The organism is Amycolatopsis sp. NBC_00355 (genome assembly GCF_036104975.1).
Classification (GTDB): Bacteria; Actinomycetota; Actinomycetes; order Mycobacteriales; family Pseudonocardiaceae; genus Amycolatopsis.
Genome location: NZ_CP107982.1, coordinates 6,655,998 through 6,682,626, shown reverse-complemented (window position 1 = coordinate 6,682,626; position 26,629 = coordinate 6,655,998). Strand labels below are relative to the sequence as shown.

Annotated in this window: 25 protein-coding genes; 14 read left to right on the top strand and 11 right to left on the bottom strand. The window is 70.7% G+C overall.

All coding sequences use genetic code 11. The features are described from left to right. The first annotated feature begins 16 nt into the window (after nucleotides 1–16). Both OHS18_RS30350 and OHS18_RS30345 read left to right on the top strand, forming a co-directional pair. On the top strand, nucleotides 17–1,627 hold the full coding sequence (locus OHS18_RS30350; protein ID WP_328613195.1) for a DUF7850 domain-containing protein: 1,611 nt from the start codon (nucleotides 17–19) through the stop codon (nucleotides 1,625–1,627). After that, nucleotides 1,624–2,301 (top strand): SDR family oxidoreductase, encoded by a 678-nt coding sequence (locus OHS18_RS30345; protein WP_328613194.1) that lies wholly within the window; start codon nucleotides 1,624–1,626, stop codon nucleotides 2,299–2,301. The genes OHS18_RS30350 and OHS18_RS30345 overlap by 4 nt, the downstream gene beginning before the upstream one ends. A 777-nt stretch (nucleotides 2,302–3,078) precedes the next feature. Here OHS18_RS30345 and OHS18_RS30340 read toward each other — a convergent pair. Genes OHS18_RS30340 through OHS18_RS30330 form a run of 3 tightly spaced genes read right to left on the bottom strand, consistent with a single transcriptional unit; the run spans nucleotide 3,079 to nucleotide 6,859 of the window. After that, a complete protein-coding gene (locus tag OHS18_RS30340) occupies nucleotides 3,079–4,386 on the bottom strand; it encodes an amidohydrolase family protein (protein WP_328613193.1) in 1,308 nt (435 codons plus the stop codon). Between the two features lie 23 nt (nucleotides 4,387–4,409). Then, nucleotides 4,410–5,063, bottom strand: coding sequence for a response regulator transcription factor (locus OHS18_RS30335; RefSeq protein ID WP_328613192.1), 654 nt, complete (start codon nucleotides 5,061–5,063; stop codon nucleotides 4,410–4,412). Then, nucleotides 5,060–6,859: a sensor histidine kinase gene (locus tag OHS18_RS30330; protein WP_328613191.1), complete on the bottom strand. Its 1,800-nt coding sequence runs from the start codon at nucleotides 6,857–6,859 to the stop codon at nucleotides 5,060–5,062. The genes OHS18_RS30335 and OHS18_RS30330 overlap by 4 nt, the downstream gene beginning before the upstream one ends. A gap of 174 nt (nucleotides 6,860–7,033) precedes the next feature. Between OHS18_RS30330 and OHS18_RS30325 the strand changes: the two genes are divergently transcribed. Together OHS18_RS30325 and OHS18_RS30320 are read left to right on the top strand one after the other, a co-directional pair. Further along, on the top strand, nucleotides 7,034–7,735 hold the full coding sequence (locus OHS18_RS30325; RefSeq protein WP_328446876.1) for an ABC transporter ATP-binding protein: 702 nt from the start codon (nucleotides 7,034–7,036) through the stop codon (nucleotides 7,733–7,735). Further along, complete coding sequence (locus tag OHS18_RS30320) at nucleotides 7,732–9,981, top strand: FtsX-like permease family protein (RefSeq protein ID WP_328613190.1); 2,250 nt, start codon at nucleotides 7,732–7,734, stop codon at nucleotides 9,979–9,981. Before OHS18_RS30325 ends, OHS18_RS30320 begins: the two co-directional genes overlap by 4 nt. A gap of 101 nt (nucleotides 9,982–10,082) precedes the next feature. Here the strand turns inward: OHS18_RS30320 and trmB are convergent, their stop codons facing one another. The 6 genes from trmB to OHS18_RS30290 form a co-directional block, all read right to left on the bottom strand. Continuing rightward, on the bottom strand, nucleotides 10,083–10,766 hold the full coding sequence (gene trmB, locus OHS18_RS30315) for a tRNA (guanosine(46)-N7)-methyltransferase TrmB (protein WP_442875434.1): 684 nt from the start codon (nucleotides 10,764–10,766) through the stop codon (nucleotides 10,083–10,085). Between the two features lie 96 nt (nucleotides 10,767–10,862). Next, on the bottom strand, nucleotides 10,863–11,414 hold the full coding sequence (locus tag OHS18_RS30310) for a hypothetical protein (protein ID WP_328459141.1): 552 nt from the start codon (nucleotides 11,412–11,414) through the stop codon (nucleotides 10,863–10,865). A 176-nt stretch (nucleotides 11,415–11,590) separates the two neighbouring features. Next, entirely contained in the window at nucleotides 11,591–12,355 is a 765-nt protein-coding gene (locus OHS18_RS30305) for a hypothetical protein (protein WP_328613188.1), read from the bottom strand. Then, nucleotides 12,352–13,260: an ATP-binding cassette domain-containing protein gene (locus tag OHS18_RS30300; protein WP_328613187.1), complete on the bottom strand. Its 909-nt coding sequence runs from the start codon at nucleotides 13,258–13,260 to the stop codon at nucleotides 12,352–12,354. Before OHS18_RS30300 ends, OHS18_RS30305 begins: the two co-directional genes overlap by 4 nt. A 100-nt stretch (nucleotides 13,261–13,360) precedes the next feature. Next, nucleotides 13,361–14,113, bottom strand: a complete 753-nt coding sequence (locus OHS18_RS30295; RefSeq protein WP_328446885.1) for an ABC transporter permease — start codon at nucleotides 14,111–14,113, stop codon at nucleotides 13,361–13,363. A 28-nt stretch (nucleotides 14,114–14,141) separates the two neighbouring features. Beyond that, a complete protein-coding gene (locus OHS18_RS30290) occupies nucleotides 14,142–15,080 on the bottom strand; it encodes an ABC transporter ATP-binding protein (protein WP_328446886.1) in 939 nt (312 codons plus the stop codon). A 207-nt stretch (nucleotides 15,081–15,287) separates the two neighbouring features. Between OHS18_RS30290 and OHS18_RS30285 the strand changes: the two genes are divergently transcribed. The 3 genes from OHS18_RS30285 to OHS18_RS30275 all read left to right on the top strand — a co-directional run bounded on the left by OHS18_RS30285 (nucleotide 15,288) and on the right by OHS18_RS30275 (nucleotide 17,837). Further along, the gene (locus tag OHS18_RS30285) at nucleotides 15,288–15,875 is read left to right on the top strand and encodes a TetR/AcrR family transcriptional regulator (protein WP_328613186.1); all 588 of its coding nucleotides are present in this window, start codon (nucleotides 15,288–15,290) and stop codon (nucleotides 15,873–15,875) included. After that, a complete protein-coding gene (locus OHS18_RS30280) occupies nucleotides 15,872–16,783 on the top strand; it encodes an SDR family NAD(P)-dependent oxidoreductase (RefSeq protein WP_328613185.1) in 912 nt (303 codons plus the stop codon). The genes OHS18_RS30285 and OHS18_RS30280 overlap by 4 nt, the downstream gene beginning before the upstream one ends. Before the next feature lie 166 nt (nucleotides 16,784–16,949). Beyond that, a complete protein-coding gene (locus OHS18_RS30275; RefSeq protein ID WP_328613184.1) occupies nucleotides 16,950–17,837 on the top strand; it encodes an endonuclease domain-containing protein in 888 nt (295 codons plus the stop codon). Between the two features lie 57 nt (nucleotides 17,838–17,894). On the opposite strand, the gene OHS18_RS30270 is transcribed toward OHS18_RS30275, so the two are convergent. Continuing rightward, entirely contained in the window at nucleotides 17,895–18,551 is a 657-nt protein-coding gene (locus tag OHS18_RS30270; protein WP_328446891.1) for a response regulator transcription factor, read from the bottom strand. Beyond that, on the bottom strand, nucleotides 18,548–19,717 hold the full coding sequence (locus tag OHS18_RS30265) for a sensor histidine kinase (protein WP_442875433.1): 1,170 nt from the start codon (nucleotides 19,715–19,717) through the stop codon (nucleotides 18,548–18,550). Before OHS18_RS30265 ends, OHS18_RS30270 begins: the two co-directional genes overlap by 4 nt. A gap of 193 nt (nucleotides 19,718–19,910) precedes the next feature. On the opposite strand from OHS18_RS30265, the gene OHS18_RS30260 reads away from it, so the two are divergent. The 7 genes from OHS18_RS30260 (at nucleotide 19,911) to OHS18_RS30230 (ending at nucleotide 26,467) form a co-directional block, all read left to right on the top strand. Then, complete coding sequence (locus tag OHS18_RS30260) at nucleotides 19,911–21,428, top strand: dynamin family protein (RefSeq protein ID WP_442875432.1); 1,518 nt, start codon at nucleotides 19,911–19,913, stop codon at nucleotides 21,426–21,428. A gap of 61 nt (nucleotides 21,429–21,489) precedes the next feature. Further along, nucleotides 21,490–22,137, top strand: coding sequence for a hypothetical protein (locus OHS18_RS30255; protein WP_326945347.1), 648 nt, complete (start codon nucleotides 21,490–21,492; stop codon nucleotides 22,135–22,137). Nucleotides 22,138–22,180: 43 nt separating this feature from the next. Beyond that, nucleotides 22,181–22,660 (top strand): YqeB family protein, encoded by a 480-nt coding sequence (locus OHS18_RS30250; RefSeq protein ID WP_328613182.1) that lies wholly within the window; start codon nucleotides 22,181–22,183, stop codon nucleotides 22,658–22,660. Further along, a complete protein-coding gene (locus OHS18_RS30245) occupies nucleotides 22,657–23,280 on the top strand; it encodes a TetR/AcrR family transcriptional regulator (RefSeq protein ID WP_328613181.1) in 624 nt (207 codons plus the stop codon). The genes OHS18_RS30250 and OHS18_RS30245 overlap by 4 nt, the downstream gene beginning before the upstream one ends. A 192-nt stretch (nucleotides 23,281–23,472) precedes the next feature. Next, nucleotides 23,473–23,814 (top strand): nucleotide exchange factor GrpE, encoded by a 342-nt coding sequence (locus tag OHS18_RS30240; protein WP_442875431.1) that lies wholly within the window; start codon nucleotides 23,473–23,475, stop codon nucleotides 23,812–23,814. After that, entirely contained in the window at nucleotides 23,811–25,649 is a 1,839-nt protein-coding gene (locus tag OHS18_RS30235; protein ID WP_328613179.1) for a dynamin family protein, read from the top strand. The genes OHS18_RS30240 and OHS18_RS30235 overlap by 4 nt, the downstream gene beginning before the upstream one ends. Before the next feature lie 104 nt (nucleotides 25,650–25,753). Continuing rightward, nucleotides 25,754–26,467: a hypothetical protein gene (locus tag OHS18_RS30230; protein ID WP_328446904.1), complete on the top strand. Its 714-nt coding sequence runs from the start codon at nucleotides 25,754–25,756 to the stop codon at nucleotides 26,465–26,467. Nucleotides 26,468–26,629: the final 162 nt, after the last annotated feature.

The following is a 26,629-nucleotide window of genomic DNA, read 5'->3' as shown; positions in this document are numbered from 1 at the left end:
GCGCCATAGTCGGGGGGTGATCTTCTCGGCGCGCGCGATGGCAGTGGTGATGGCGGTCTCGGGCGCGGCGGTGCCCGTGGCCGCGGCTTCCCCCGCGGACCCGCCCCCGGCCTGCGGCGGCGTCGCGGCGAACCCGAGCGTCGAAACGACGGCGGCGAACGGCGCGCCGGACGGCTACGTCTTCACCCCGGCCGCTCCGGTGCCGCCCGGAACGCCGTCCGCGAAGCAGCCGAAGCTGCTGACCGAGCAGGCGTACGCCGTCGACGGCCGGCGGTCGGCGGTGATCCAGACCCCGGACGGCAAGGCGAGCACGGCCTCCCAGACCGAGAAGTTCGTGCCGGGCGGCGTTTACACACTCAGCGTGTCGACCGGCGCCGCGCTGCCGAGCGGGAATCCGGCCACCGGCCTGCGGTTCTACGACGCGACCGGCGCCCAGGTGCTGGAGAACAAGCTCGTCGCCGACCACAACGCGAGCGACGGGCACCTCGCCAAGCAGGACTTCCCGGCGTCGACCGCGCCGGCGAAGGCGTCGGCGGTGAAGTTCTTCGCGACGACCAGCGCGGAACGGCTCCGCTGGGACTGCGTCGTCGTGCAGCTCGCGGCGTACTCGGTGAAGAAGGAAGTGCAGAACCCGGCGACCGGCGCGTGGGGCCCGTTCGCGACGGTCACGGCGGGCGAGACCGCGCACTACCGCGTCACGGTGACGAACGAGGGCACGCAGGACCTGAGCGGGATCACCGTCCAGGACCCGTGGTGCGCCACGCCGTTCGAGCCGTTCACGCTGGCCGCGGCCGCGAACCAGCAGCTGACCTGCGATCACCCGAACCTGACGGTGGCCGACACCGGGCACGTCAACACGGCGAAGGTGACCAGCGTCCACTACCCAGGCGGCACGCTGGGCGACAAGACGTCGTCCGCGACGATCACCGTGGTCCCGCCGCCGGCGATCGCCAAGATCGGCGACTTCGCCTGGAACGACCGCAACCGCGACGGGCTCCAGGACCCGGGCGAACCCGGCGTCGCGGGCGTGCGGGTGACGCTGAAGGACGGCGCCGGCGGCACGGTCGGCACCGCGACGACCGACGGCGGCGGCAAGTACGGCTTCGAAAAGCTGAAGGACGGCACCTACCAGGTGTGCTTCGCCGTCCCGGCGGACTTCACCGTGACGCGCAAGGACGCCGGCAACGACGACCAGGACTCCGACGCGGACCCGGACGGCTGCACCGCGCCGCGCACGCTGGGCGGGCCGAAGCGCGAGGACTTCGGCGTGGACCTCGGCCTGGCCCCGCCGACCAACCGGATCGGCGACTTCGCCTGGACCGACACGGACGGCAACGGCCTGCAGGACGCGGGCGAGCCGGGACTGGCCGGGGTGAAGGCGACCCTGAACACCGGCACGAGCGTCGTCACCGGCCCGGACGGTGCCTACGCGTTCACCGGCCTCGAAGACGGCACCTACCAGGTCTGCTTCACCGCGGAGGGGCACACGCCCACGAAGAAGGACGCCGGTGACGACGCGCGCGACTCGGACGTCGACCCCTCGGGCTGGGCCTCGCGGACGCTCGGCCCGGGCAACCGCGAAGACCGCACGGTGGACGCCGGATTCGCCGTTACGGTGGGGGCATGACGGATCTTCCCCTCGCCCTCGTCACCGGAGCCTCGCGCGGCATCGGCGCGGCGGTCGCCCACCAGCTCGCCCCGACTCACCGCCTCCTCCTCGGCGGCCGGGACGCGGATGCACTGGCCACACTGGCGAAGGAACTGCCGGGCGCGACGCCGTGGCCGGTCGACCTGACCGACCCGGCCACCCTCGAGCGGGCGGCCGCGGACATCGCGTCCCTGGACGTCCTGGTCCACTCGGCCGGCGTCGCCCGCCTGGGCCGGATCGAAGAGGCGTCCGCCGAAGCGTGGCGAGAGAACTTCGAGGTCAACACCCTCGCGGTGGTCGAGCTGACCCGCCTCCTGCTCCCGGCTCTCCGAGCGGCTAATGGCCACGTCGTGGTGATCAACTCGGGAGCGGGCCTGAACGCCCGCCCCGGCTGGTCCCCGTACGCGGCGAGCAAGTTCGCCGTCCGCGCCTTCGCCGACGCCCTCCGCGAGGAGGAACCGGACATCCGCGTGACGTCGGTCTACCCGGGCCGCACGGACACGGAGATGCAACAGACGATCTTCAAGGGCGAAGGCCGCGAGTACGACACGTCCCACCTGCTGAAGGCGGACTCGGTCGCGACCGCGGTGGTGACGGCGATATCGGCCACCCCGGACGCCCACCTGACCGAGCTCATCCTGCGCCCCCGCTGACCAGAGCGGCACTTTCACGTGAAAGTGCCGCTCGCTTTCCTCTGCGGATTCAACTGGGCAAGAGCGTATTGCCCGGGTCATGTCAAAGGGTGGCGAGGGCGAGGACGCGGCCATGAAGCTGTGGAAGGCCGGCGGGGAGATTTTCGGTGCGGCAAGTGGTGGAGCCGTGGGCCTCGTTCTGGCTGGACCTGACGGTGCCATTGTTGGTGGGCGGCAGGAACTGCGATTGGTCTTACGCTGAAGGAGGTCGCCGGACGGATTCTGAGCAAGCGTGAAAAAGTTCGAGTCGGTGCTGCTCTTCTATTTGTGGTCGTGGCAGTGAACGAGAGACTGTCTGCCGGGTATGAAATTCGTCAAGATGACTTCTTCAACTCTCATCTCGGCGGGCAGAGCAAGGCGGCTGAGTTCGTTGAAGGCGTCGTGATCTCAGCGCAGCGCAGCACGAAGAGCGTAAGGTGGAGTACCTGGGCTACCTGCTGGGAAACGTGACTTTCGAGGAAGGTGTCGACCCTAGTCTGGCCAACCTGCGGCCACATGGAGTTCAGTGGGAATTCACGAGCAACTGCTGGATCTCGGCCTCGGTAGGCGTGACCTTATCGGCGCTCAGTCGCACAAGACTCCGAGACTTGGTCTCAATGTTCCAAATCTTGTGCTCCGTGAGCAAGTGTTAAGGAATATGGGTTGCGCTGGCGATCGAGAATTCGCAGGCTTCGGCCGATGGATCAGCGGGGGCCTGACAGGACAGCAACTCGACCTTGTCAAGCCCCCGCTAAGACCTCAAGCCCGCAGCCGGGCCGCCGTATCCGCCACCCCGGCCTGCACCTTCGCCCGGTCCACCTTCGTCGACTCGCCGTCCGTGACCACCTGCTCGCCCGCGACCCACACGTCGCGGACCCGCCGCGATCCCGCCGCCCAGACCAGGTTCGACAGCAGCTGGACGTCCGGGACGTCGAGGCCGCACGCGAACGCCGGGTCGTCCAGGTCGACGTGCACCAGGTCGGCCCAGCGGCCCGGCTCCAGCGCGCCGATGTCGTCACGGCCCAGCGCCGCTGCTCCACCGCGGGTGGCCAGCAGGAACGCGTCCGCCGCCGTCAGCACCGTCGAGTCGCCCGTCGCGAGGCGGGCGAACATCGCCGAGAGCTGCAGCTCTTCCCACAGGTCGATGTCGTCGTTGGACGCCGGGCCGTCGGTGCCGAGGCCGACCGCCACGCCGGCCGCGCGCAGGTCCGCGATGCGCGCGATGCCCGAAGCGAGCTTCGCGTTCGAACCCGGGCAGTGCCCCACGCCCACGCCGTGGGCGGCGAACAGCGCGATGTCGGCGTCCGACAGGTGGATCGCGTGCGCCGCCAGCACCCGGCCGTCCAGCATGCCGAGCTCGGCCAGCAGCGCGGGTACCGAGCCGTGCGAAGAACGCACGTCCGTGTCTTCCGCGGCCGCCTCGGCGATGTGGATCTGGATCAGCGCGCCACGGGAAGCAGCCGACTCCGCCGTCGCGCGCAGACCCTCTTCCGACAGCATGTACGCCGAGTGCGGACCGTAGCCGAGCTCGATGCGGTCGCCCAGGCCGAAGCGCAGGCCGTCGGTGTCGATCCAGCGCTCGATCGCGGCCAGCTGGGCGCGCCAGTCGAGTCCCGGCAGCTCCATCACCGGCGGCGCGACCAGCACGCGGCCGCCCGTCGTGAGGACCGCGTCGACCAGCTGCTCGCCTTCGAAGTACATCTCGGCGCTGGTCGTGACGCCGTGGCGCAGCATCTCGACCGAGCCCAGCAACATGCCGGTGCGGACGTCCTCGGGCCGCAGCTTCGCCTCGGCGGGCCAGATGATCTCGTTGAGCCACGGCAGCAGCGGCAGGTCGCCGCCCATGCCGCGCAGCAGCGTCATCGGGCTGTGCGCGTGCGTGTTGATCAAGCCGGGCAGCAGGATGCCGGTCAGGGTGGTGACCGGTGCGGCGGACTCGGGGGCGGTGGCCGCCGGTCCGCAGTACGAAATTCGCCCATCGGTGTCGACATCGACGACCGCGTCGCGCAGGAGTGAACAGGACGGGTCGGCGGGGAGAACGACAGGAGCGTGGAAACGGCGTTGCATGTCGGGATACTACGCACCCGCAATTACGAGACGACTCCGCTCCGCCACGCCCAGGCCGCGATTTCCACCCGGTTCCGCGCGCCGATCTTGCCCTGCACCGACGCGAGGTGCGTCTTCACCGTCGAGAGCGACAGGTAGAGCTCCGACCCGATCTCGGTGTTCGTCATCCCACGCGCGGCCGCCTTCACGACGTCCATCTCACGCGCGGTCAGCGGCTCGGAAGGCGGCTTGACCTGCGGTTTCGCTGGGCCACTCCCGTCGAAGTGCTTGAGCAGCCGGACGGTGATCTGCGGCGACACCAGCGCGTCGCCGCGGTCGGCCGCGCGGACCGCTTCGATCAGCAGCGCCGGGCCGGCGTCCTTCAGCAGAAATCCGGACGCGCCGTTGCGCAACGCCGTGTGCACGTACTCGTCGAGGTCGAAGGTGGTGACCACCACTACCTTCAGCGGGTCGGTGACGTCCGGGCCGGCCAGCTGCCGGGTGACCTCGAGACCGTCGAGGCCGGGCATGCGGATGTCGAGCAGGCAGACGTCCGGGCGCAGCTCGCGGGCTTTCGAGACCGCCGAGACGCCGTCCGCGACGTCGGCGACGACCTCGATGTCGTCCTGCGCGTCCAGGATCATGCGGAACCCCATCCGCACCATCTCCTGGTCGTCGGCGATCAGTACCCGGATCACTCGTCCCCTTCCGCTTCTTCGGTGGCCGCCAGCGGCAGCCAAGCTTCGACGCGCCAGCCGCCGTCCGGGCCGCGCCCGGCCGAGAGCCGGCCCTTCAGCAGCGCGACGCGTTCGCGCATGCCGACCAGACCGTAACCGCCCGATCCCCCGGCCGGCCGTTGCGTGCGCTCGCGCCCGTTGTCGGTCACCCGCAGGTGCAGCTCCGGGCCGCTCACCTCGGCGAGCACGAACGCGTCGGTCGCGCCCGAGGCGTGCTTGCCGACGTTCGTCAGCGACTCCTGCACCAGCCGCAGCGCCGAGCGCCCGACCTCGTGCGGCAGGTCCGGCGGCAGGTCGAGGTGCATCGACGTCGGCACGCCGTGGTTGGCGCCCTCGACCAGCTTCCGCAGGTCGGCGCCGAGATCCGTGGTGGCCTGCTCGCTGAACTCGCTCGACCCGGCGGGCGCGTCGCCGCGCATCGAGCGGACCAGCCGCCGCATCGCCGCGAGCGCCTCGACGCCGGCGTTCTCGATCCGGCCCATCGCCTCGACCGCGATCTGCGGGTCCCGCTCGGCCATCATCCGCGCGGCCTGCGCCTGCACCACGATCCCGGTGACGTGGTGGGCGACGATGTCGTGCAGCTCGCGGGCCAGCGCCATCCGCTCGGCGGTCTGCGCCTCGGACACCGCCGACTGGACGACCGTCGTGCGCTCGGAGTCCCGGGATCGCAGCATCAGGCCGACGGCGATCGAGATGCCCAGCATCAGCGCCGCGGCGAAGGCCAGGATCGAAAGCGTTTGCGGGTCGGTCTGCAGGTTGCCGGCGGGCTGGTTCGAGTTGAGGATCGCCCCGAGCGCGACGACGGCCGACAGCACGGCCACCCGTGGCCACGAGGCGCTCAGCCCCCGGGCGCGGGTCAGGTTCACGACCACGCCCATCCCGGCGATGACCTGCACGAACGGCACCCCGCCGGGCATCGGGTAGGAGCTGCGCAACTGCAGCAACGGCGTGACGACCGCGGAGAGCAGCAGGACCCCGGCGATGCCGAGGACCGCGTCCGCGGGCCGCCGCGGCGACAGCACCGCGATGACGGCCGCGACGAGCGAGCAGAACAGGATCGGGAAGCCGCGGGCGGTGCTGGAGTAGGTGTAGCCGAACTCGAAGAGCAGGGCGAAGGCGAGCAGCCCGATCAGCGGCCACTGCCCCAGCGCCAGCTGGCTGACCCGGTTGAGCTTGCGCGCCCGCGGCTCACCCTTCGGGCTGCGATCCCGCGCCGCGATGGCGGGCACCACCGCCCCGAGGAGCAGGAGCAGGCCGAACAGCATGGCCTGGTAGGCCGCACCGCTGTCGATCCCGCCGACACTCTCGTAGCGGCCGAAGACCGCGACCAGGCACCCGACGGTCAGGGCGCTGACCACGCAGAACGCCACGCCCGCCCGCGCCCGGCGCGTCACGTAGTAGAGCATCAGCTCGCCCGCCACGACCTCGGTGATCGTCACCTTCGGCAGCACGCTCGAGTACGGCGGGATGTGGAACGCGTGGATGAAGAGCGTGGAGAACACCAGCACGGCGGCGCCGGTCGCACCGGCGACGGCGGCCCGCTTCTGGGCCCAGAGCGCGCAGGCCACCATCGCGAAAATGCCGGGCAGCAGCCCGAAGTCGACGAAGCGCGGGCCGTGTTCGTCGAGCGCGGCCTGCGTCGTGAAGACGACGTCGAACAGCAGCGCGGCGAACAGCACGGCCGCGGGCACGCCGATGCGCCGCACCAGGGCGGCGGTGCGGGTGTAGAGCGTGTTCGGAGGAGGCGCGGCGGTCACAACGTGACGTTAGAGGATCCGCGGGCGTCCGCACCTTGGCCGAGTGGCTCGCGCTCCCTCGGCCGATCGGCCGATGCGGGCGGGCCCGTGACTGGCCGTCTGCCCGAAGTGGACACCCCCTGGTCTCGGCGAAGCTCATCGGCATCAAGATCCCGACCGACAGGGGAGAACCTCGTGGACCCGAACACTCCACAGTGGACCGATGGCCCGGTGTTGTCCGGCCGTGGGCTGGTCAAGCGCTACGGCGCCCAGCACGCTCTGGCCGGCATCGACATCGACATCCAGCCGCGCGACGCGGTCGCCATCGTCGGGCCGTCCGGCTCGGGCAAGACGTCGCTGCTGCATGTGCTGGCCGGCATCCTCCGCGCCGACGACGGGCAGATCTTCCTGGCGGGGCAGCGGATCGACCACCTCGGCGAGAAGAAGCGCAGCGAGCTGCGCCGCACCGAGTTCGGTTTCGTCTTCCAGTCCGGGATGCTCGTCGCCGAGCTGTCGGCGGAGGAGAACGTCGCGCTGCCGTCGCTGCTGGCCGGCCTCGGCCGCAAGGAAGCCATCGACGCCGGCCGTCAGTGGCTCGCGCGGCTCGGCCTGGCCGGCAAGGAGGGCCGGCGTCCGGGCGAGCTCTCCGGCGGTGAGGCCCAGCGCGTCGCGATCGCCCGGGCGCTCACCCACCGGCCGAAGGTGATCTTCGCCGACGAGCCGACCGGCGCCCTCGACACGCGCACCGGCCGCGACACGATGGACGCCCTGCTCGGCGCCGCGCACGAGACGGGCGCCGCGGTGATCGTCGTGACCCACGACCGCGAGCTGGCCGAGTCGATGCCGAAGACCGTCGCCATCCGGGACGGCCTGATCGCCACGAGGCTCGCGGCATGAACTCGCTGCAGATCGCCCTGCGGGTGCTGAAGGTCGACCGGCGGACCCGGACGTCGGCGATCCTCACCGCGGTCGGGGTGGCCGTCGCGACCGGGCTGGTGCTGCTGCTGGCGACGCTGCCGTTCGCCACGGTGCACCGCGAGCAACGCGCCCTCTGGCAGGGCGACCAGTTCTACAGCCGCACCAACGACGGCCCGGCCAAGATGGCCTTCGCGGCGACGAAGGACTACTTCGACGGCAAGCAGATCATCCGCGTCGACGTCGCACTGGCGCCGGGCGCCACCGCGGCCGGCATCCAGCTGCCGGCGGGGGTGCCGCAGCTGCCGGGACCCGGCGAGACCGTCGTGTCGCCCGCGCTCGGCCGGCTGCTGCAGAGCAACTCGGCCGCGCAGCTCGGCGACCGGTTCGGCAAACCCGTCGGCGCGCTGGGCGACGACGCTCTGCGCTTCCCCGAACAGCTCGTCGCGCTGACCGGGCACACACCGGACGCGATGCCGGAGGCGTCGTCGCAGGTCTCGGGCTTCCCGAGCGGGCAAGCCCGGCCGGACGGCCTGCTGATGCTGCTGTCCTGGGTCGGCATCATCGTGCTGCTGGTGCCGAGCCTGGTGCTGGTCGCGTCGTCGGCGCGGCTGACGGCGGCCCGGCGGGAACGGCGGCTGGCCGCGCTCCGGCTGGCCGGCGCGACGCCGGGGCAGGTCACGAACATGGTGGCCGCCGAGACGACGTTGTCCGCGGGTATCGGCGCGCTGCTCGGCCTGCTGCTCAGCCCGGCGCTGCACGGCCTCGCGTCGTTCGTGCCGTGGGCGGGCGGCACCTGGCAGGCCGCGGACTTCGTGCTGCCGATCGGCTTGACGGTGTTCATCGTCGTGGCGATCCCGGTGCTCGTGGTGCTGGCCGGTGTCCTCGGCCTGCGTCGTGTGCTGAAGAACCCGCTGTTCGCCACCGGCGGCCACACCAAGAAGCCGTTGCGCTGGTGGCGGCTGCTGGCCCTGCCCGCGGCCGGGCTGTTCTTCCTCTACGCGGTGTCGACTTCGGGTGACTCCGGCGGCATCGGCATGGTCATGGTGGGGCTGTTCCTGCTGGTCGGCTCGGCCGCGATCGTCGGGCCGTGGGTGACGTCGGCAGTGGGCGGCACGTTCGTCCGGATCTGGCGGCGGCCGTCGTCGCTGCTCGCCGGACGTCGCCTGCGTGACGACCCGAAGAGCGCCTACCGCGCGTCCGCCGGGATCGTCCTCGCGGTGTTCGCCGGGTCGATGGCCCTGACGCTGCTGCCGACGTTCGAGTCGATGGCGGGCGGCGGCCGGTCCTTCCAGGACTCCGTGCTCTACGTCGACACCGACGGTCAGCACGCGAGCAGGATCGTCGACCAGGCCAACGGTTCGCTGCAGAAGTACGGTCAGTCCGAGAAGGCCGTCGCGGTCGGCCAGGTCTACCTGGTGCAGGGCGAGGGCTCGCACCGCAACGGCCACCGGGCGCTGGTGATGAGCTGCGCGGACGCGGTCAAGCTGACCCGGTTCGGGCTCACCGCGGAGAACTGCACGGGCGGTCCGGCCGTCTTCGGTGACTCGGCGCTCGACCTGGCGCAGTACAAGATCGCCGACAACTGGGAAGGGCCGGCCGTGGCCGTCAAGTCGGGGACGCGGGCGGAAGCCGTCCACCTGCCGGACTCCGACCTGGCCGGCACGTCGATCATCGACCCGGCCGCGCTGCCGGACGGCCTGACGCCGAAGTACGTCACCGTGGTCGCGCCGACCACCGACGCCAACCGCGAGATCATCCGGACGGCGCTGGCCGGGCCGGCCGCCGGCGAGGAGATCGGCAGCCGCGACCAGTACCTGTTCAACCAGCAGACCGAGCTCGGCGATCTGCGCCGGGTGACCGTGATCGGCCTGATCGCGGCCGGGGTCCTGGCCGGCTGCAGCGCCGCGGTCGCGACCGCGGGCTCGGTGATGGACCGCCGCCGCACCTTCGGGGCGCTGATGGCCGCCGGCACGCCGGTGCGGGTGCTCTCGAGGGCGTTGCGGATGGAAGCCGCGTTGCCCGCGCTGGTCGCCACCATCGGCGCGGGAATCGTCGGGGTACTCGTCGGTGTTGGGCTTTACAGCATGGTCGATCCACGCGGAATCGTGCTGAGTCCGTGGCTCCTGGCGCCGGTGGTGCTCGGGGTGGGCGTGGCCCTGCTCGGCGCGTCGGTCTGCACGCCCGCCCTCAAGCGGGTCCAGGCCGAGCCGCTGGCCGAGGAATAGGACGTTCGCCCCTCTGTCGGGGGAGGGGCGAGCACCGGGGGTAGTGAGCTGAAGGGGACCTTTCTCCGCGGGGATCCGGGGAGAGGTCCCCTTCAGCGTTTCTAACGCTTCTCGAAGATCAGGTCGTGCGAGACGCGGCCGTCGACGTCGGCGCGCTGTTCGAACTTGGTCACCGGCCGCCACTCCGGCCGCGGCGCCCAGCCGCCCGGCTCGTCGGCGTACCGGTTGCGCAGCGCGGGCTCGGCGGAGCAGACCTCGAGCATCTGCTCGGCGTAGTTCTCCCAGTCGGTCGCCATGTGGAACGTCCCGCCGGGCGCGAGCCGCGACGCCACGAGGGCGGCGAACGACGGCGACACGATCCGCCGCTTGTGGTGCTTCTTCTTCGGCCACGGGTCCGGGAAGAACAGCCGGACGCCGTGCAGCGTCCCGGGCTCGACGTGCTCGGTGAGCAGCACGACGGCGTCCCCGTGCAGCAGCCGCAGGTTCTCGACGCCGAGTTTTTCGGCGCGCAGCATCAGCTGGCCGAGGCCCGGGTCGTAGACCTCGACGGCGACGTAGTTCAGCTCCGGCGCCGCGGCGGCCAGCTGCGACGTCGTCTCGCCCATGCCGGAGCCGATCTCGACGAGCACCGGCGCCTCGCGGCCGAACCACGCGCCGAAGTCCAGCGTCCCGGCGGGCAGTTCGCCCACCGTGCGGCCGACTTCCGGCCACAGCTCGTCCCACGCGCGTTGCTGCCCGACGGTCATCCGGCCGCCGCGTTTGACGTAACTGACCACGCTGCGCAGCCGTCGACTGTCTTCGTTCTCCACGCACTGAATGTAGCCGGGCGCGGAGCGCCTCCGTTGAGGGTGGTGGCGGGGGCATGGATGGATAACGAACGGTCACCGAGCGGCTTCGAACTCCCCGAGCCGGGACCGCAGCCCGGCCAGTCCGGCGACCGGGATCGGGTCCGGCGTCGGCCCGGTGTGCGCCGGGAGGACGTCGATCCAGCCGGCGTGCCGGTCGGTGTTCATCACCGTCGTGGGAATCGCGTGTCCCGATTTCCCGCGTTCGGACGGCATGAACTCCCAGTAGCCCGATTCGCCGTCCGCGGCCCAGGGAACGAATTCCCAGCCCGGCCGCCTGCCGAGCAGTTGCGCGATGCGGTCCTCGACGCGGAAACCCTGTTCCCGGGAATCGAGCTTGCCGTCCGCGACCGCGCGCAACCACCACGGCGCGGGGATCGGCCCGGCCATCCCGGCCGACGCGCGGAACAGGGCGAGGACGCTGTCCTCGGGTGCGCGATGCACCCAGGCGCGGCGAAGTTCGGCGGGCGTGCCCGCCGCCATGGCGTTCTGCGGGAGTTCGATGGCCCGCGACCATTCAAGATCCAACATGGGTTCGAGCCGTGGTGCGTCGTCTTCGACGCGGGCCCGGGGAATCGTGCTGCCCAATTCTTGACCGGTGTCCACCGCCAAGGATCACCTCCAGGGGAGCTCAGACGGGTCCGGTTCGCTCTCTTACGAATATTGCCTGGTCATAACATTATGTCCGGCGCCTGTGAGAGAAGCCACAACGTTTTCATCTTCTCTTAACACAGTTTTGTGGAGTAGTGAGACGACGATCACGCTCAGGCGTCACGCCTCGCCGTGACGAGCACCCCGGCCACGAACAGGGCAACGCTGATCGCCGCGAAGTAACCGAGATAGCCCCACGGGCCGAGTGGCGCGGCCGGCAGCTGCAGCGCGCCGGCGCCGAAGCCACCCGCGCCGACGAACTGGTCCGCGGCGTGGAACGGCATCCACTGGTAGATGTGCCGCCCGGCGCCCGGGATGAAGACGACCAGCCCCTCCAGCAGCTGCGTCCACACGAGCACCGCCGTCAGCGCGAAGGCGACGTTGCGCAGGAGCAGCGCGACCCCGACCCCGGCCACCGCGGTGAGCAGGAAGACCAGGCTCTGGCCGAGCACCGACCGCCACTCGGCGCCGGAGTGCAGCGCGAGATCGGCGTCCGGCTGCACCAGCGTCCCGACACCCCAGGCCCCGAAGCCGACGACCAGCCCGAGCACGGCCCCCACCACGCCGATGATCGTCACCTTCGCCAGCAGCGCGGGCACGCGGCCCGGGACGGCCTGGAAGGTCAGCCGCATCGTGCCCCAGCCGAACTCCGACGCCGTCGTGAGCACGGCGAGCACCAGCAGCACGGTCCGGCCGTTGCCGCTCGCGAGCTGCGTGTTGCCGACAGTCGCCGGGATCTCCGGCCCGGCCAGCGCGAAGAACAGCGCGGTGAAGCCGAGCGGCGCGACGAACGCGAGCGCCAGGCACCACCACGGCGCCCGGGTGCTGAAGAGCTTGATCCGCTCGGCGCGGAGGAGGTTCGACGTCGTCGTGGTCACTGCGCGACCTCCGAGGCGGAGAATTCGACGGCCTCGCGGGTGAGGTCGAGGTAGGCCTGTTCCAGCGAGCCGGCGATCGGGCTCAGCTCGTGCAGCGTCGCGCCGGCGTCGAAGGCGAGCTGCCCGATCCGGTCACTGTCCACTCCGGACACCACGAACGCGCCGTCGGCTTCGGTGAACTCCACCTGCCCGGTGAGCGCGGCCCGCAGCTCAGCGGCGTGCGGGGTCCGCACGCGCACGCCGTGGTGGCTCGTGCGCGCCACGAACTCGTCCATCGTGCCCTGGTAGATCAGCCGGCCGCGGCCGATCACCACCAGGTCCTGGGCGGTCTGCGCCATCTCGGGCAGCAGGTGGCTCGACACGAACACGGTCCGGCCCTCGGCGGCCAGCGAGTGCAGCAGCTGCCGGATCCAGGCCATGCCCTCGGGGTCGAGGCCGTTCACCGGCTCGTCGAACAGCAGCACCCGCGGGTCGCCGAGCAGCGCGGCGGCGATCCCCAGCCGCTGCAGCATGCCGAGGGAATACCGCCCGGCCCGCGTCTTCCCGACGCTCGTCAGCCCGACCAGCGCCAGCACCTGGTCGACCCGCCGGTCCGGGATGCCGTTGGTCGCGGCCAGCCAGCGCAGGTGGTCGCGGCCGCCGCGGCCGGGGTGGCGCCAGGCGGCGTCCAGCATCGTGCCGACCGTCGTCAGCGGGTCCTTCAGTTCGCGGTACGGGACGCCGTCGATGAGCACGGTCCCCGCGTCCGGGGTGTCGAGGCCGACGGCGAGCCGCATCGTCGTGGACTTGCCGGCGCCGTTCGGGCCGAGGAAGCCGGTGACGCGGCCGGAGCGCGCGGTGAAGCTCAGCTGGTCCACGGCGGTCGTGTCGCCGTACGCCTTGGTCAGTGCCGTTGCTTCGATCATCCGCCCACCCGTCCCGTCGCGGTGAGCCTAGCGAGAAACGAAAAATCCGGGTCGCCCCCCGACAGCGCGACCCGGATTTTCCGTTTTCCCCTGTTTCCCCTCAGGCGTCCCGCTTCTTCGCCACCCCGAGTGCGATGAGCAGGAACACGATCGAAACCCCGGCGAAGTAGGCCAGCGCCCAGCCCGGGCTCAGCGGCGAGTCCGACGGCATGGGGCCGTTTCCGGCCGGCGTCGAGCCGACGAGGAACTTGTTGGCCACGTTGAACGGCAGCCACTCGTGGATGTGGTTGCCGATCTTCGGGATCAGCTGCACCAGGCTCTCTACGGCCAGTGCGTAGATGAGCAGCAGGGCGATCGCGCCGGCGCTGTGCCGGATCATGATGCCGACGGCGACGGCGAGCACCGCGCTGAAGGCGAAGACCACGCCGAGCCCGGCGACGGTGGCCCAGTCCTGGCCGGTGGCCAGGGCGAGGTTGTCGTTCGGCCGCATCACCTTCGCGAGGCCCCACGCGCCGAACGCCGAGATCTCGCCGATGACCAGCGCGAGCAGCCCGACGACCGTCGCCTTGGCGACCAGCGCCGGCGAGCGGTGCGGCACCGCCTGGAACGTGGTGCGGATGGTGTTGAAGCGGTATTCGGTGGTCACCGCGAGGGCGGCGAGCACCATGACGACGGCGATGCCGAACTGCGTGCCACCGAACTGGGTGGCCGAGACGGTCAGTGAGTCGCCGGCCTCGGTCGCGCCGGCCAGGATGGCGGCGAAGCCGACGGACAGGACGATGGTGATGAGCGCGCACCACCACGGCGAGCGGGTGGTGAACAGCTTGATGCGTTCGACCGCGAGCAGGTTCATGATCTTTGGTTCCCCGTGGAGGTTTCGATTACTTGGCGGACTCGAGTACTTGCTGCGCCTCGGTTTCGAGACCGGTGTGGTACTCGACGGAGTCGCCGGTGATCTGCATGAAGGCCTGTTCGAGCGAACCGGTCTGCGGGCTCAGCTCGTGCAGCACGATCCGGTGCTCGGCGGCGATCTCGCCGATCTTGTCGCTGTCCATGCCGGACACGACGAGCGCCTTCTCGTCCCCGGTGACGCCGGCGCTCGCGCGCTGGAGGACGTCACGCAGCTCGGTCAGCTGCGGCGAGCGGACCTTGACCGTGTTCTCCGCGGCGCGGGAGACGAAGTCCTCCGTCGACGACTGCGAGATCAGCTGCCCGCGGCCGATCACCACGAGGTTGCTGGCGGTCAGCGCCATCTCCGAAAGCAGGTGGCTCGAGACGAAGACCGTGCGGCCTTCCTCGGCCAGCCGGTGCATGAACTTCCGGATCCAGAGGATGCCCTCCGGGTCGAGGCCGTTCACCGGCTCGTCGAACAGCAGCACCTCGGGGTCGCCCAGCAGGGCGGCCGCGATGCCGAGCCGCTGCGACATGCCGAGCGAGAACCCGCCGGCGCGCTTGTTCGCGACGTTGCTCAGGCCGACGGTGCCGAGCACCTCGTCGACGCGGGCGGTCGGGATCTTGTTGGACTTCGCCATCCACTGCAGGTGGGCGCGCGCCGAGCGGTTGGGGTGCACCCACTTCGCGTCGAGCAACGCCCCGACGGTCCGCAGCGGCTGCTTGAGGTCGTGGTACTTCTTGCCCCCGATGGTGACCTGGCCCCCGGTGGGGTTGTCCAGGCCCAGGATCATGCGCATGGTGGTCGACTTACCCGCCCCGTTGGGACCGAGGAAGCCGGTGACCTGCCCCGCGGCCACGGAGAACGACAGGTTGTTCACCGCCAGCGTCTTTCCGTACCGTTTGGTGAGGCCCGTTGCCTCGATCATGGCTTGCTCCTCTTCGCCCCTCGCTTACGACGTACCTATCGTCGCGGGTGAGGACCTGTTCGCGCGTCACCCTGTAGACCGAACCGGGCCCCCTACCTGAGTAGTACCTTCCTGGCTTTTCGGCCGATGCGCGATCGGTGATGACCCTGACCCGACCCTGATGCGTCCCCGGGTGACACCATTAATGAACTGTGGTTCAATAATGGGGTGGCCAGGCCGAGGAGCATCACCGACGAGCGCCTGCTGGCTGCGGCGGAGGTCGTGATCGGCCGGTGCGGACCGGGCTTCACCCTGGCCCAGGTGGCCGCGGAGGCCGGGGTCGCGGTCGGCACGGCCGGGCAGCGGTTCGGCTCGAAGGCCGGTTTGCTGCAGGCGCTGAGCCGGCGCGCGACCACCCGCGCGGTCGAGCAGATGCGGGCGTGCGCGGATTCCTCGGATGACCCGATCGTGGGACTGCGAGCCGCGGCCGTGACGGTCTACGCGGTGCTCGGCGACGCCGAAGAGGCGGCCAACCACCTGGGCCAGCTCGGCGTCGACATCGGCGACCCGGTGCTGCGGTCGCTGCTGGGCGAGCACTACGCGGCGGTGGAAGCGGAACTGGCCCGGCTCGTCCGCGCGGTGGCGGCCGAGCTGCCGCACGCGCCGAGCGTGCCCCGCGCCGCGCGGGCCCTGCTGGCGGTCATCAACGGAGTGTCGCTGGACTGGTCGATCCGGCCGCAGGGGCGGCTGGCCGACCGGCTGGCCGAAGACGTCGACGCGGTGCTGACCGCGTGGCGGGGACGGGAGAACAGATGAGTTTGCAGGGCAAGGTCGCGGTGGTCACGGGGGCGACCCGGGGCTGTGGCCGCGCGATCGCGGTGGAACTGGGCCGCGCGGGGGCGACGGTGTACGTCACCGGCCGGTCGACGCGCGAAACGGCGTCACCGATGAAGCGCCCGGAGACGATCGAGGAGACGGCGGAACTGGTCGAGGCGGCGGGCGGCAAAGCCGTCCCGGTCCGCTGCGACTTCACATCGGTGTCCGATGTGGACGCGCTGAAGGCGCGCATCGAGTCCGAAACAGACGGAGTCGACATCCTGGTCGACGACGTCTGGGGCGGCGACATGTACTTCCACTTCGACGCGCCCTTCTGGGAGACGCCCCTGGAAGACGCGCTGAACCTGACGCACAACGCGCTCGACACGCACCTCATCGCGCTGCACAAGCTCCTGCCACTGGTGGTCGCCCGCCGCGGCCTGGTCCTCGAGGTCACGGACGGCGACAACGACGACTACGTCGGCGCGGGCCTGCCGTACTACCTGGCCAAGTGCGGCATCCGCGCACTCGGCCGAGCGCTGGGCGTCGAGCTGAAGAAGAACGACTGCGTCGGCTTGGCGGTCACCCCGGGCTTCCTGCGCTCGGAGTCGATGCTGGACGTCTTCGAAGTCACCGAAGCCACCTGGCGCGACGCGGTGGGCAAGCTCGCGCCGGTCGACTTCAAGATCTCCGAGACCCCGTACCTGCTGGCCCGCGGCGTCGTAGCCCTGGCGCAAGACCCCGACGTCGCCCGGTTCGCCGGCCAGACGCTGGCGTCCTGGACCCTGATGCACGAGTACGACTACACAGACATCGACGGAGACCGCCCGGACTTCGGCCGCTGGCTCACCGAAGTCCGCAACGCCGGCAAAAACCCAGCAACAACCCCACCCGACGACTACCGCTAACCCAACCCGCCACTTTCTCCAGGAAAGATGCGCCCTGGAGGGCTAAAGCGTCACTTTCTCTAGGAAAGATGCGGGGTTGTGGAGGGATTTCGGGGGATGTGGATAAGTAGGCCGTAGTTGATCTTCTGCGGGCTTGGTTGTCGGTGGTGTGACGCAGGTTTGGTGGGTGTTCCAACGTCGCAGCAGAGACCTGGTCGACTTCATCGAGCCCTTCGTCGGGAGCCACGCCGTGGCCGAAGACGCGTTGACGTTGCTCGAATTGCGGTCCCCGTCGTTCACCCGGTTGTTCCGGAACGTCTACGTCGCCTCGACGACCGAAGTCACGCACTCGATGCGGTGCCGTGCCGCCGCACTGCTTGCACCGAGTGGTGCCGTCCTGACCGGGTGCTCGGCAGCGGCCGTCTGGGGCCTTGAACTGGTCGGTCCGCAGGACCTGGTCGAATTCGTCGCGCCCGAGAACCTGAAGTTCAACCGGCAGGCCGGGCTGCACATCCGGCGGACCAGCCGGGTGATCGACAGCGAGCCGTGGGGTGACATCCAGCTCGCTACGCCACCTCGGCTGGCGTTGGACGTCGCCACGAACACCAAGCTTCATCGTTCGCTTCCCCGCACTGTCGGCTACCTCGATGCCTTCCTCGGCAGCGGGCTGGTGAACCTGGCCGAACTGCAGCGTTATCTCATGCCGCGCCGCGACAACGGAATGGTGCGAGCCAAGAAAGCGCTCGCGCTGGTAGACGCTCGGGCAGAGAGCATCCCCGAGTCCGAGCTGCGGGTGTGGCTCACCGTCGCCGGGCTCAAGCCCGAGGTCCAAGTCGACGTCATCACCGGAGCGGGTGACTTCCTTGGCCGCCTTGACCTGGCGTTCCCTGCGCAAAAGCTGGCCGTCGAGTACGACGGTGAGTGGCATCTCGACGGCATCCAGCCGCGCCTCGACGCGCAACGCCGTGCCGCGATCGAGGCCGAGGGATGGCGTTTCATGATCGTCACCAAAGCTGACTTGTACGGCGATCCGAAGCGAGTGGTCGCGACCGTCCGAGCGTCACTTTCCCTATGAAAGATGCGTCCAGGGGCCCTCCGGACGCATCTTTCATAGGGAAAGTGCGGACCTCCGTCAGGCGAGGCCGGGGCGGGCCAGGCCGGTTTCGTAGGCCAGTACCACCGCCTGCACCCGGTCGCGCAGGTCCAGCTTCGCCAGGATCCGGCCGACGTGTGTCTTCACCGTCGCCTCCGAGAGGAACAGCGCCTCGGCGATCTCCAGGTTCGACATGCCCTTGGCGATCAGCACGAGCACCTCGCGCTCGCGGTCGGTGAGCACGTCCAGCTCGGCCGTGTCGCGCATCGGCGTGCCGCCCGCGCCGACGAAGCGGTCCAGCAGCCGGCGCGTCACCGACGGCGAGACGACTGCGTCGCCCGAAGCCACCGCGCGCAACGCCGAGACCAGGTGGTCGGGCTGGGTGTCCTTCAGCAGGAACCCGCTCGCCCCGCCCTGCAGCGCCGCGTAGACGTACTCGTCGAGGTCGAACGTCGTCATCACGAGCACCCGCGCGGTGCCGTCGGCGACGATCTTCTTCGTCGCCTCCACCCCGTCGAGCACCGGCATCCGGACGTCCATCAGGACGACGTCGGGGCGCAGCTCCTCGGCCATCCGGATGGCCTGGGCGCCGTTGCCGGCCTCGCCGACGACGTCGATGTCCTCCTGCGCGCCCAGCACCATCCGGAACCCGACACGCATCAGTTCCTGGTCGTCGACGACCACCACACGGATCACTGCGCCAACCTAACCGGCAGCGCCGCGCGGACCTGCCACCCGCCACCTGGAGCCGGACCGACCTCGAGGGTTCCGCCGTAGACGTGCGCGCGTTCGCGCATGCCGATCAGTCCGTTGCCGCCGGGGACGGACAGCCCGCGTCCGGCCGGGGTCAGCTGGGGCAGCCGGCCGGCGCCGTCGTCCGAGACCAGGACCTCCACCAGGTCGCCGGTCCGGTGCAGCCGCACGGACGCGGTCGCGCCGCGCCCGGCGTGCTTGAGCGTGTTGGTCAGCGACTCCTGCACGATCCGGTACGCCGCGAGCGATACCCCGGCGGGCAGGTCGCCGAGCTCGTCGGTCTCCAGCGTCACCGGCACGCCCGCCGCACGCATCCGCTCGGCCAGGTCGGCGATCGCGTGCGCGTCCGGCTGCGGGACGCGCGGCTCGCCTTCGGCGCGGTCGTTGCGCAGGACGTCGAGCAGCGCGCGCAGCTCGCCGAGCGCGCCGCGGCCGGTCTCGGAAATCGTCTGCAGGGCCCGCTGGGCGAGCTCGGGGTTGCTGCGGATCGCGTACGAAGCGCCGTCGGCCTGGACCACCATGACGCTGACCGCGTGCGCGACGACGTCGTGCAGTTCGCGCGCGATGCGGCCGCGTTCCTCGGCCACCGCGATCCGGGTGGCCTGGTCGCGTTCGGTTTCGAGCAGGTGCAACCTCGCCTCCACTTCCACGTCGTAGGCGCGGCGCGCCCCGACGAACTCGCCGAGCGTCCAGCAGAGCGCGATGCCGAACGCCAGGAAAAGCACCGCGATGAGGATGTCGCCGGACTGCTCGATCAGCAGCTGGATCGCCGACGCGACCACGACCGCGCCGACGAACACCACGCCCTGGCGCCGCCCGGCGTAGACGACGACGGAGTAGATGCTCATCGCCAGCCCGGCCGCGCTGCCGATGCCGAGCATCAGCGCCGCGTGCACGATGCTGATCACGAGCACGACGTACGCCGACCACAGCGGCGAGCGCCGCCGGAACACCAGCGGCGTCACCATCGCGATGATCACCGGGATCCCGACGTACCAGGGCGGCAGCTCGGGCACCTCGGCGAAGCCGTCGGCGGCGAAGAGCATCAGGTCGAACAGGCCGAGCAGGACGGCGAGCACCGAGTCGCCCGCCATGGGGTGGGCACGCATCCAGAGACTCAGCCGTCGCACCAGACAACACTAGGTCCCGGCCCGGGGCCCGCGCGTCGGTCGCCGGTACCACCTTCGGTGCGACCCGAGGATGAGGCGCATGGGACGATTCCCCGGGTCGTGTCCGTTCGACCGGGGAGGACTGGGGGTCGTGACGTCACCGGAGCAGAACCGGCTCGCGGGTCCGCTGTCGATGTCCGTGGCCAACCTGTGCCACCGCCTGCAGTCGCAGGTGTCCGCGCGGACGTCGGCCGGGTTCGCCGAGGTGCTGCGCCGGCTCGGCGCGCCGCTGCAGGTGGCCGTCGCCGGGCGGATCAAGTCGGGCAAGTCGACACTGGTGAACGCGCTGATCGGGCGCCGGGTCGCGCCGACCGACATCGGTGAGTGCACCCGGCTGGTGACCCGCTTCCAGTACGGCACCGTGGACCGCGTCGAGATCGTCTTCACCGACGGCCGCAAGCAGGTGCTCCCCTTCGCCTCCGACGGGATGATCCCGGCCGAGCTGGGCGTCGACATCACCAAGGTCTCGCACATCGAGGCCTACCTGACCAACGCCGTGCTGCAGGGCATGACCGTCATCGACACCCCCGGCCTCGGCTCGCTCGACGCCGCGTCGGTGTCGCGCACCGAGCTGCTCCTCGGCGCCGCGAAGCACCGCAAAGACGACGAAGAGGGCTCCGACGACCTCGACGACACCTCGCGCAACGCCGTCGCCGGCGCCGAGGCCGTCCTCTACGTCGTCACGCAGGGCGTCCGTGCCGACGACCAGCAGGCGCTCGCCGCGTTCACCGCGGCCACCGCGAGCCGCGAGGCCGGTCCGGTCAACGCCATCGCCGTGCTGAACAAGGCCGACACCATCGCGCCCGAGTCGGTCGAGGGCGCCGACGGCGACATCTGGAAAGCCGCGACGATCCTGTCGGAGAAGCAGGCCTCGACGCTCAAGCCGCGCGTCGCCGACGTCCTGCCGGTGATCGGGCTGATCGCCGAGTCCGCCGAGTCGGGCGGCTTCACCTCCGCCGACGCCGAGGCGCTGCGGCAGCTGGCCGAGCTCGACGACGACGTCCTGCAGACCATGCTGATCTCGGCCGACATCTTCACCAGCTGGGAGTGCGACGTCCCGGCCGGCACCCGGCTGCGGCTGCTGGAGAAGCTCGACCTGTTCGGCGTCTCGCACGCCGTCGACGTCATCCGCAAGGAACCGGAGATCACGGCGGGCGCGCTGCGGCGGTCCCTGCTGGACGCGTCCGGCCTGGAAGCCGTGCGGCAGCGGCTGTCGATCGTGTTCGCCGCCCGCGCCGACGGGATCAAGGCGGCCGCCGCGCTCGCGTCCGTCACCGCGCTCGCGCACGCCTCCGGCGATCCGGCCGAGCGCCAGCGCGTGCACGACGCCATCGAGGTGCTGCTCGCCAAGCCCGAGGCCCACCAGCTGCGGCTGCTCGAAGCGCTGACGCTGGTCGCCTCCGGCGCCGTCGACATGCCCGAAGACCTCTCCGAAGAGGTGCTGCGGGTGGGCAGCAACGCCGACATCGGCGCCCAGCTCGGCAAGCCGGGCGCGCCCCGGCCAGAGCTGGCCGCGCACGCCCTCGAGCGCGCGGGCTGGTGGCGGTCCTTTGCGTCGTTCGGCGCAACGCCGGCGCAGAGCCGCGTCGCGCATGTGGTGCACCGTGCGTATTTCCTGATCTGGCAACAGGTGCGCGAGCAACCGGCCTGACGCTTGTTTCACCTTGCCGACTTTGCCGGGATCAGCGGCTTTCCCGCGTACTCTGGAAAACGTGCAGCTGGAGAACACGACATCCTGGCGAGCCGGGTGGAGCAGCGAGACCGAGATCGACGTCGCGCTGTACATCCGTGACGCCCTGGCGCTGTCCGTTTCCGAAGGACAGGTCCTGCCGCCGGTGGAGCCGCAGGTCCCGGTGCACGTCCCGCCGGAGATCGACCGCGCCGCCGTCCAGGAGCAGTGGGCGGACTGGTGGAACGACCTCCTCGCGTTCCTGCGCGGCCGGGTGGACCCGGATCCGCGCAGCCCCCGCAACCGCTACGGCCGGCCCGCGCTCGCCCACGATTCGGCGATGCGGCAGGCGATCGAGTACTTCGCGCCGGCCGCGTCCCGGCACTTCGCCAACGCGCGCGGCCCGGCGCTGCGCGGTGCGGGCGAGCCGTCGGGCACGACCCCGTGGGCACCCGGCTTCTACCGGCGCCAGATCGTCGCCGGCGAACGGCTCGGCCAGCTCGTGCGGGAGGCCGAGGTGCGGCAGGGGCGGCGCGCGTACCCGTTCCGGCTGAACGTCATCGAGATCTCCGTGGCCGGTTCGATCTGCCTGCGCACGGCCGACGACCAGCTGCTGGTCTCGTCCCGGTTCGCCGAGGACGGCCCGGGGCTGGAGGCCAAGCTCCGCGAAGTGATCAACGAACTGGTCTGACCCGGCTTTCATAAACCGAGCGCGCGGTCTGATAATAGGCGACATGGAGACGACCGTCGACGAGCCGTCGTGGCTGCGCACCGGGTCCTGGGTCGGCTGTCCCCTGGCCGGCGCCGCCGTGGGCGTCGGGGTCTGGGCCATCGCCGCGTGGGTCGCCGGCCTGCCGGCCTTCCCGTTCCAGGGTGTGTTCAAGGTGCTCACGAAGCTGCCGCAACCCTGGGCGACGCTCGCCGCTGTCGCCGGCGGCCTGGTGCTCGGGTTCGCGTTCGCGGTGATCTGGGCGCACGACCGGCTGGTCGTCACGGTGTCGCCGACCCGCGTCACCCTGGTCCGCGGTGAGAAGACGCGACGCATCGAAGCCGAGCTCGACGCCGTCTACCTCGACGGCAAAGAGCTCGTCCTGCACACCGCCGACGGCCGCGAGATCGCCCGCGAGAAGACCGACCTCGGCGGGCCCGAGCTGGCCCGGGCCTTCGCCGAGCACGGGTATCCCTGGCGCGACGAGCCGCCGGTCGAGCGATGAGGACCGTCGACCCCGCGAAGCACGCGGCCAAGCGCCGGGCGATCGTCGACGCCGCCGCCGGGTGCTTCGCCGAGAAGGGCCTCGAGCGGACGACGACCGCGGACATCTGCCGCGCCGCGGGCATCAGCTCCGGCAGCCTCTTCCACTACTTCCCGAACAAACGCGCGGTGTTCACGGCGATCTTCGAGGAGGACGCCCGCGACACGGCCGAACGGCTCGCGGCCGCGGCCGAGGCGGGCGACCCGTGGACCGCGCTGCTCGACGTCGCGCTCGCGCTGGCCGCCGAGGTCGCGCACCCCGCCATTGCCCGGCTGGTGCTCGAAGCAGCCGCGCAGGCCGCGCGTGACGACGAGTTCGCCGAGCTGATCCGGAACAACGAACGCGCGCTGGCCGACGGCCTCGCCGTCTTGATCGAGCGGGCCGTGGCCGCCGGCCTGATCGACCCCGGCGTCCCGCCGCACACCGCCGCCGGCTGGGTCGCCGCCCTCGCCGACGCGCTGATCACCCGGGCGGCTTTCGACCCGGACGTCGACACCGCGGCCGAACTGGTGATCCTCCGGACGATCTTGATCCGCTTCCTCCGCCCGGTCTCGGCCGTTTCGCCCCCGGATGGCGCTTGAGTGCTCCAAACTGGTGGAATCTCAGCGGAGCCGGACGGGGTGGTGCGGGTGGCGTGGTTTCGGAAGGACGGCGTGGTGGATGCCGATGAGACGCCCACCGGCCAGATCCCGGCGCTGAGCATCGCGCAGATCATCGAGGAAGCCGATGCGGAGAAGGGAACCGACGGCGCGAAGCCGGCGTCGGACACCGATGTGCACCCCTTGCAGCCGGTCATCACGTCCCCTGTAGGCCTGGAGCGCGCACTCGCGGACCGTGACGCGCTGATCCAGATGTGCTTGTACGCGCTGGATCGCGCCCGCAGCGGCGGTGTTGTCGAACGCCTCGAAGAGGGGCTGGCCGCGATCGGCGTCCAGGCCTTGCGGCCCGACGGCGAGCGGTTCGACCCGGCCTGGCACGAAGCCGGCGGCGCGCTGCCGACCGAGGACCCGGCGCTGGACGGCGTCGTCGCGGAAACCGAGGTCACCGGGTTCGCCGACCACGACCGCCTGCTGCGTGCCCCGATCGTCATCGTCTACGCGAAGAAGACCCCGTGAGCGCGCCCACCGCGCCGAGCCTGCCCGCGCAGGTCCAGGCGGCCCGCGACCAGCTGCTGACCGTCGTCCGCGACGCCGATCCCGACGCCGCCCGGTGGGTCGACGACATCCGGAAGGCGCGGCCGAAGAAGCCGGCCGTCGTGGTCGTCGGTGAGACGAACCGCGGCAAGAGTTCCCTGGTCAACGCCCTGCTCGCGCGGCCGGGACTATCCCCTGTGGACGCCGACGTCGCCACCGCCACCTACCTCGTGTTCGACCACGCGGACGCCTGGGGCGCGCAGGCCTGCTACCCCGGCCAGCTGGCGCCGGTGCCGATCGACCTCGGCCAGCTGATCAACTGGGTCTCCGCCGCGCACGAGCTGCCACCCGGCCAGATCCCGCCGCGCTACGTCGAGGTCACCGGGCCGGTGCCGCTGCTCGAACGGCTTTCGCTGGTCGACACCCCCGGCGTCGGCGGGCTCGACTCGATGCACGGCGAGCTGGCCAAGGAAGCCGCCGCGGGCGCGACGGCGCTGCTGTTCGTCGTCGACGCCTCGGCGCCGTTCACCTCGACCGAGCTGCAGTTCCTGCGCGACGTCGGCGAGCGCGTCGAGACGGTGGTGTTCGCGCTGACCAAGGTGGACATGTTCCGCGGCTGGCGCGAGGTGCTGGCGGCCGACCGGCAGCTGCTGGCCGAGTACGCGCCCCGCTTCGCCGACGCCGTGTTCCACCCGGTGTCGGCGCGGATGTTCGAGACCGCCGCGAAGGCGCCCAACGAGCAGATGGCCGCGATGCTGCGGGAGAAGTCCGGGGTCGCCGCGATCCAGACCGCGTTGCAGGAACTGCTGGTGGGCCGCTCGGCGATGCTCGGCGAGGCCAACACGCTGCGCGCGCTGTCCAGCGCGCTCGCCGTGCTCAAGGCGAAGCTGCAGGCCGAGAGCCGCGCGCTGTCGGCGGGCGAGGCCGAGGCCGAGCAGCTGCGCGAACGCCGTGACCAGCTGCAGGCCGAGCGCCGGACGTCGACCCGCGGCTGGCAGCTGAAGCTGCGCGGCGAGGTGCAGCGCACCCGCGTCGAGGTGCTGCACGAGAGCAGCCGCCAGATGCGGGACGCGCAGACCCACTTCCGGCAGCTGATCGACGCCGCCAAGCGGGACGAGCTGGCCGCGTTGCCGCAGCAGGTCGACATCGCGCTGCAGACGACGTCGCAGCGGATCTCGATGCTGCTTTCCCAGCGGCTCAACCAGGTCACGAACGTCTCCCTGTCCGAGCTGTTCTCGCCGGAGGAGCTGGACGTCATCCGTGCGCAGTTCGCGCGCGCCGGCGGCCCGCCCGTGGTGCTGCGCCCGCCGGACAAGAAGCCGCCGACGGCCGAGGACAAACTGCTCGTCTTCATGGGCATCTCGGGCGGTGTCGGCGCGGGAAAGGTGGCCGCGCTCCCCCTGGCCGGCGTCGCGATCCTCAACCCCGTGGTGCTGCCGGTGACGATCATCATCGGCCTCGGCGCGGGCTGGTGGATGGCCCGCACGCGCAAGCACGCGGCCGACAAGCAGCACCTGAAGCAGTGGCTCGTCGAAGCCATCGCGGACGCCCGCTCGACGCTCGACCAGCTCGTCGCCGAGCAGCTCATCGAGGCCGAGCAGCAGCTGTCGATGGCCCTGGACGAGGCCCTCGGCCGGCGCATCGACGCGATCGAGGGCGAGCTGAAGGAAGTCGACAAGACGATCAAGATGGGCGCCCAGGAACGGGCGAAGAAGATCGCGATCGTGTCGAAGCGCCTGAAAGAGGTCAGCGACGGCCGGGACCGGGCGGAAGCCTTCCTGACCCGGATCCGGGCATTGCGGGACAAGACGGCCTGAGCGCGCGTCCGGTTGTGGTGGGGAACCGAACCGGCCTACGGTGAGTCATACCCTCAGACAGCAGGTCGGAGAACGGCGTTACCCGGTTCGAAGGGGGAAGTCCCATGTGGGTCGACGAGAGTGGCGGCAGCGACACCGACGCCAACGGTGCCGAGGCGATGACCGTGCACGTCGACGGCCAGGAGTACCAGGCCGAGGTCAACTACGACGTGAACGACGACGGTGTCAACGACACCGCGATCGTCGAGCACGACGACGGCACGGCCCAGGCCTTCATCGACTCGAACCACGATGGTGAGGCCGACCAGTACGCCGTCCTCGACGACACGGGGCACGTCGTCGAGCAGGCCGTCTACGACGAGGCCAGCGGTGAGTGGGTCCAGTCCGGTGGCGGGGGCCACGACGACTCGGACACCGGCAGCGGCCACGAGGACAGCTCCGGCGGCCACATCCACGCGGACATGCCGGACGGCGAGGTCGACGCGGGCGCGGCGACCATCGACACCGACCACGACGGGCACAACGACACCGCCGTCGTCGAGACGAAGAGCGGTGGCACCATCGCCTTCACCGACAAGGACGGCGACGGCGAAGCGGACATCGCGGTGCAGGTCGACGCCGACGGCACGAGCACGACGTTCGAGCACAGCGGCCCGGGCCAGTGGACCGAGGTCTCCAGTGGACTGCTGGATTCGGGCGGCGACCAGCAGATCGGTGACCCCGCGGGTGACGCCGAGTGGGGCGGCGCGGGAACGCAGACGCTCGAGGGCGTCGCGCACATCGACTCCGGCACCGGACAGTGGATCTCGCCCAACTGAAAAGTTACCCAGGTCACAGTTTGAAAGCCCGGCGCACCAGCGCCGGGCTTTTTTCATGTCGAAAATGAAAACAAGCAGGTCACGGGTGTGAGGCCGCCCACCGCAAGATTTACTGCAAATGCACCGATCCGGTGACGTCTGAATCGATTCCCTTATCGTTCT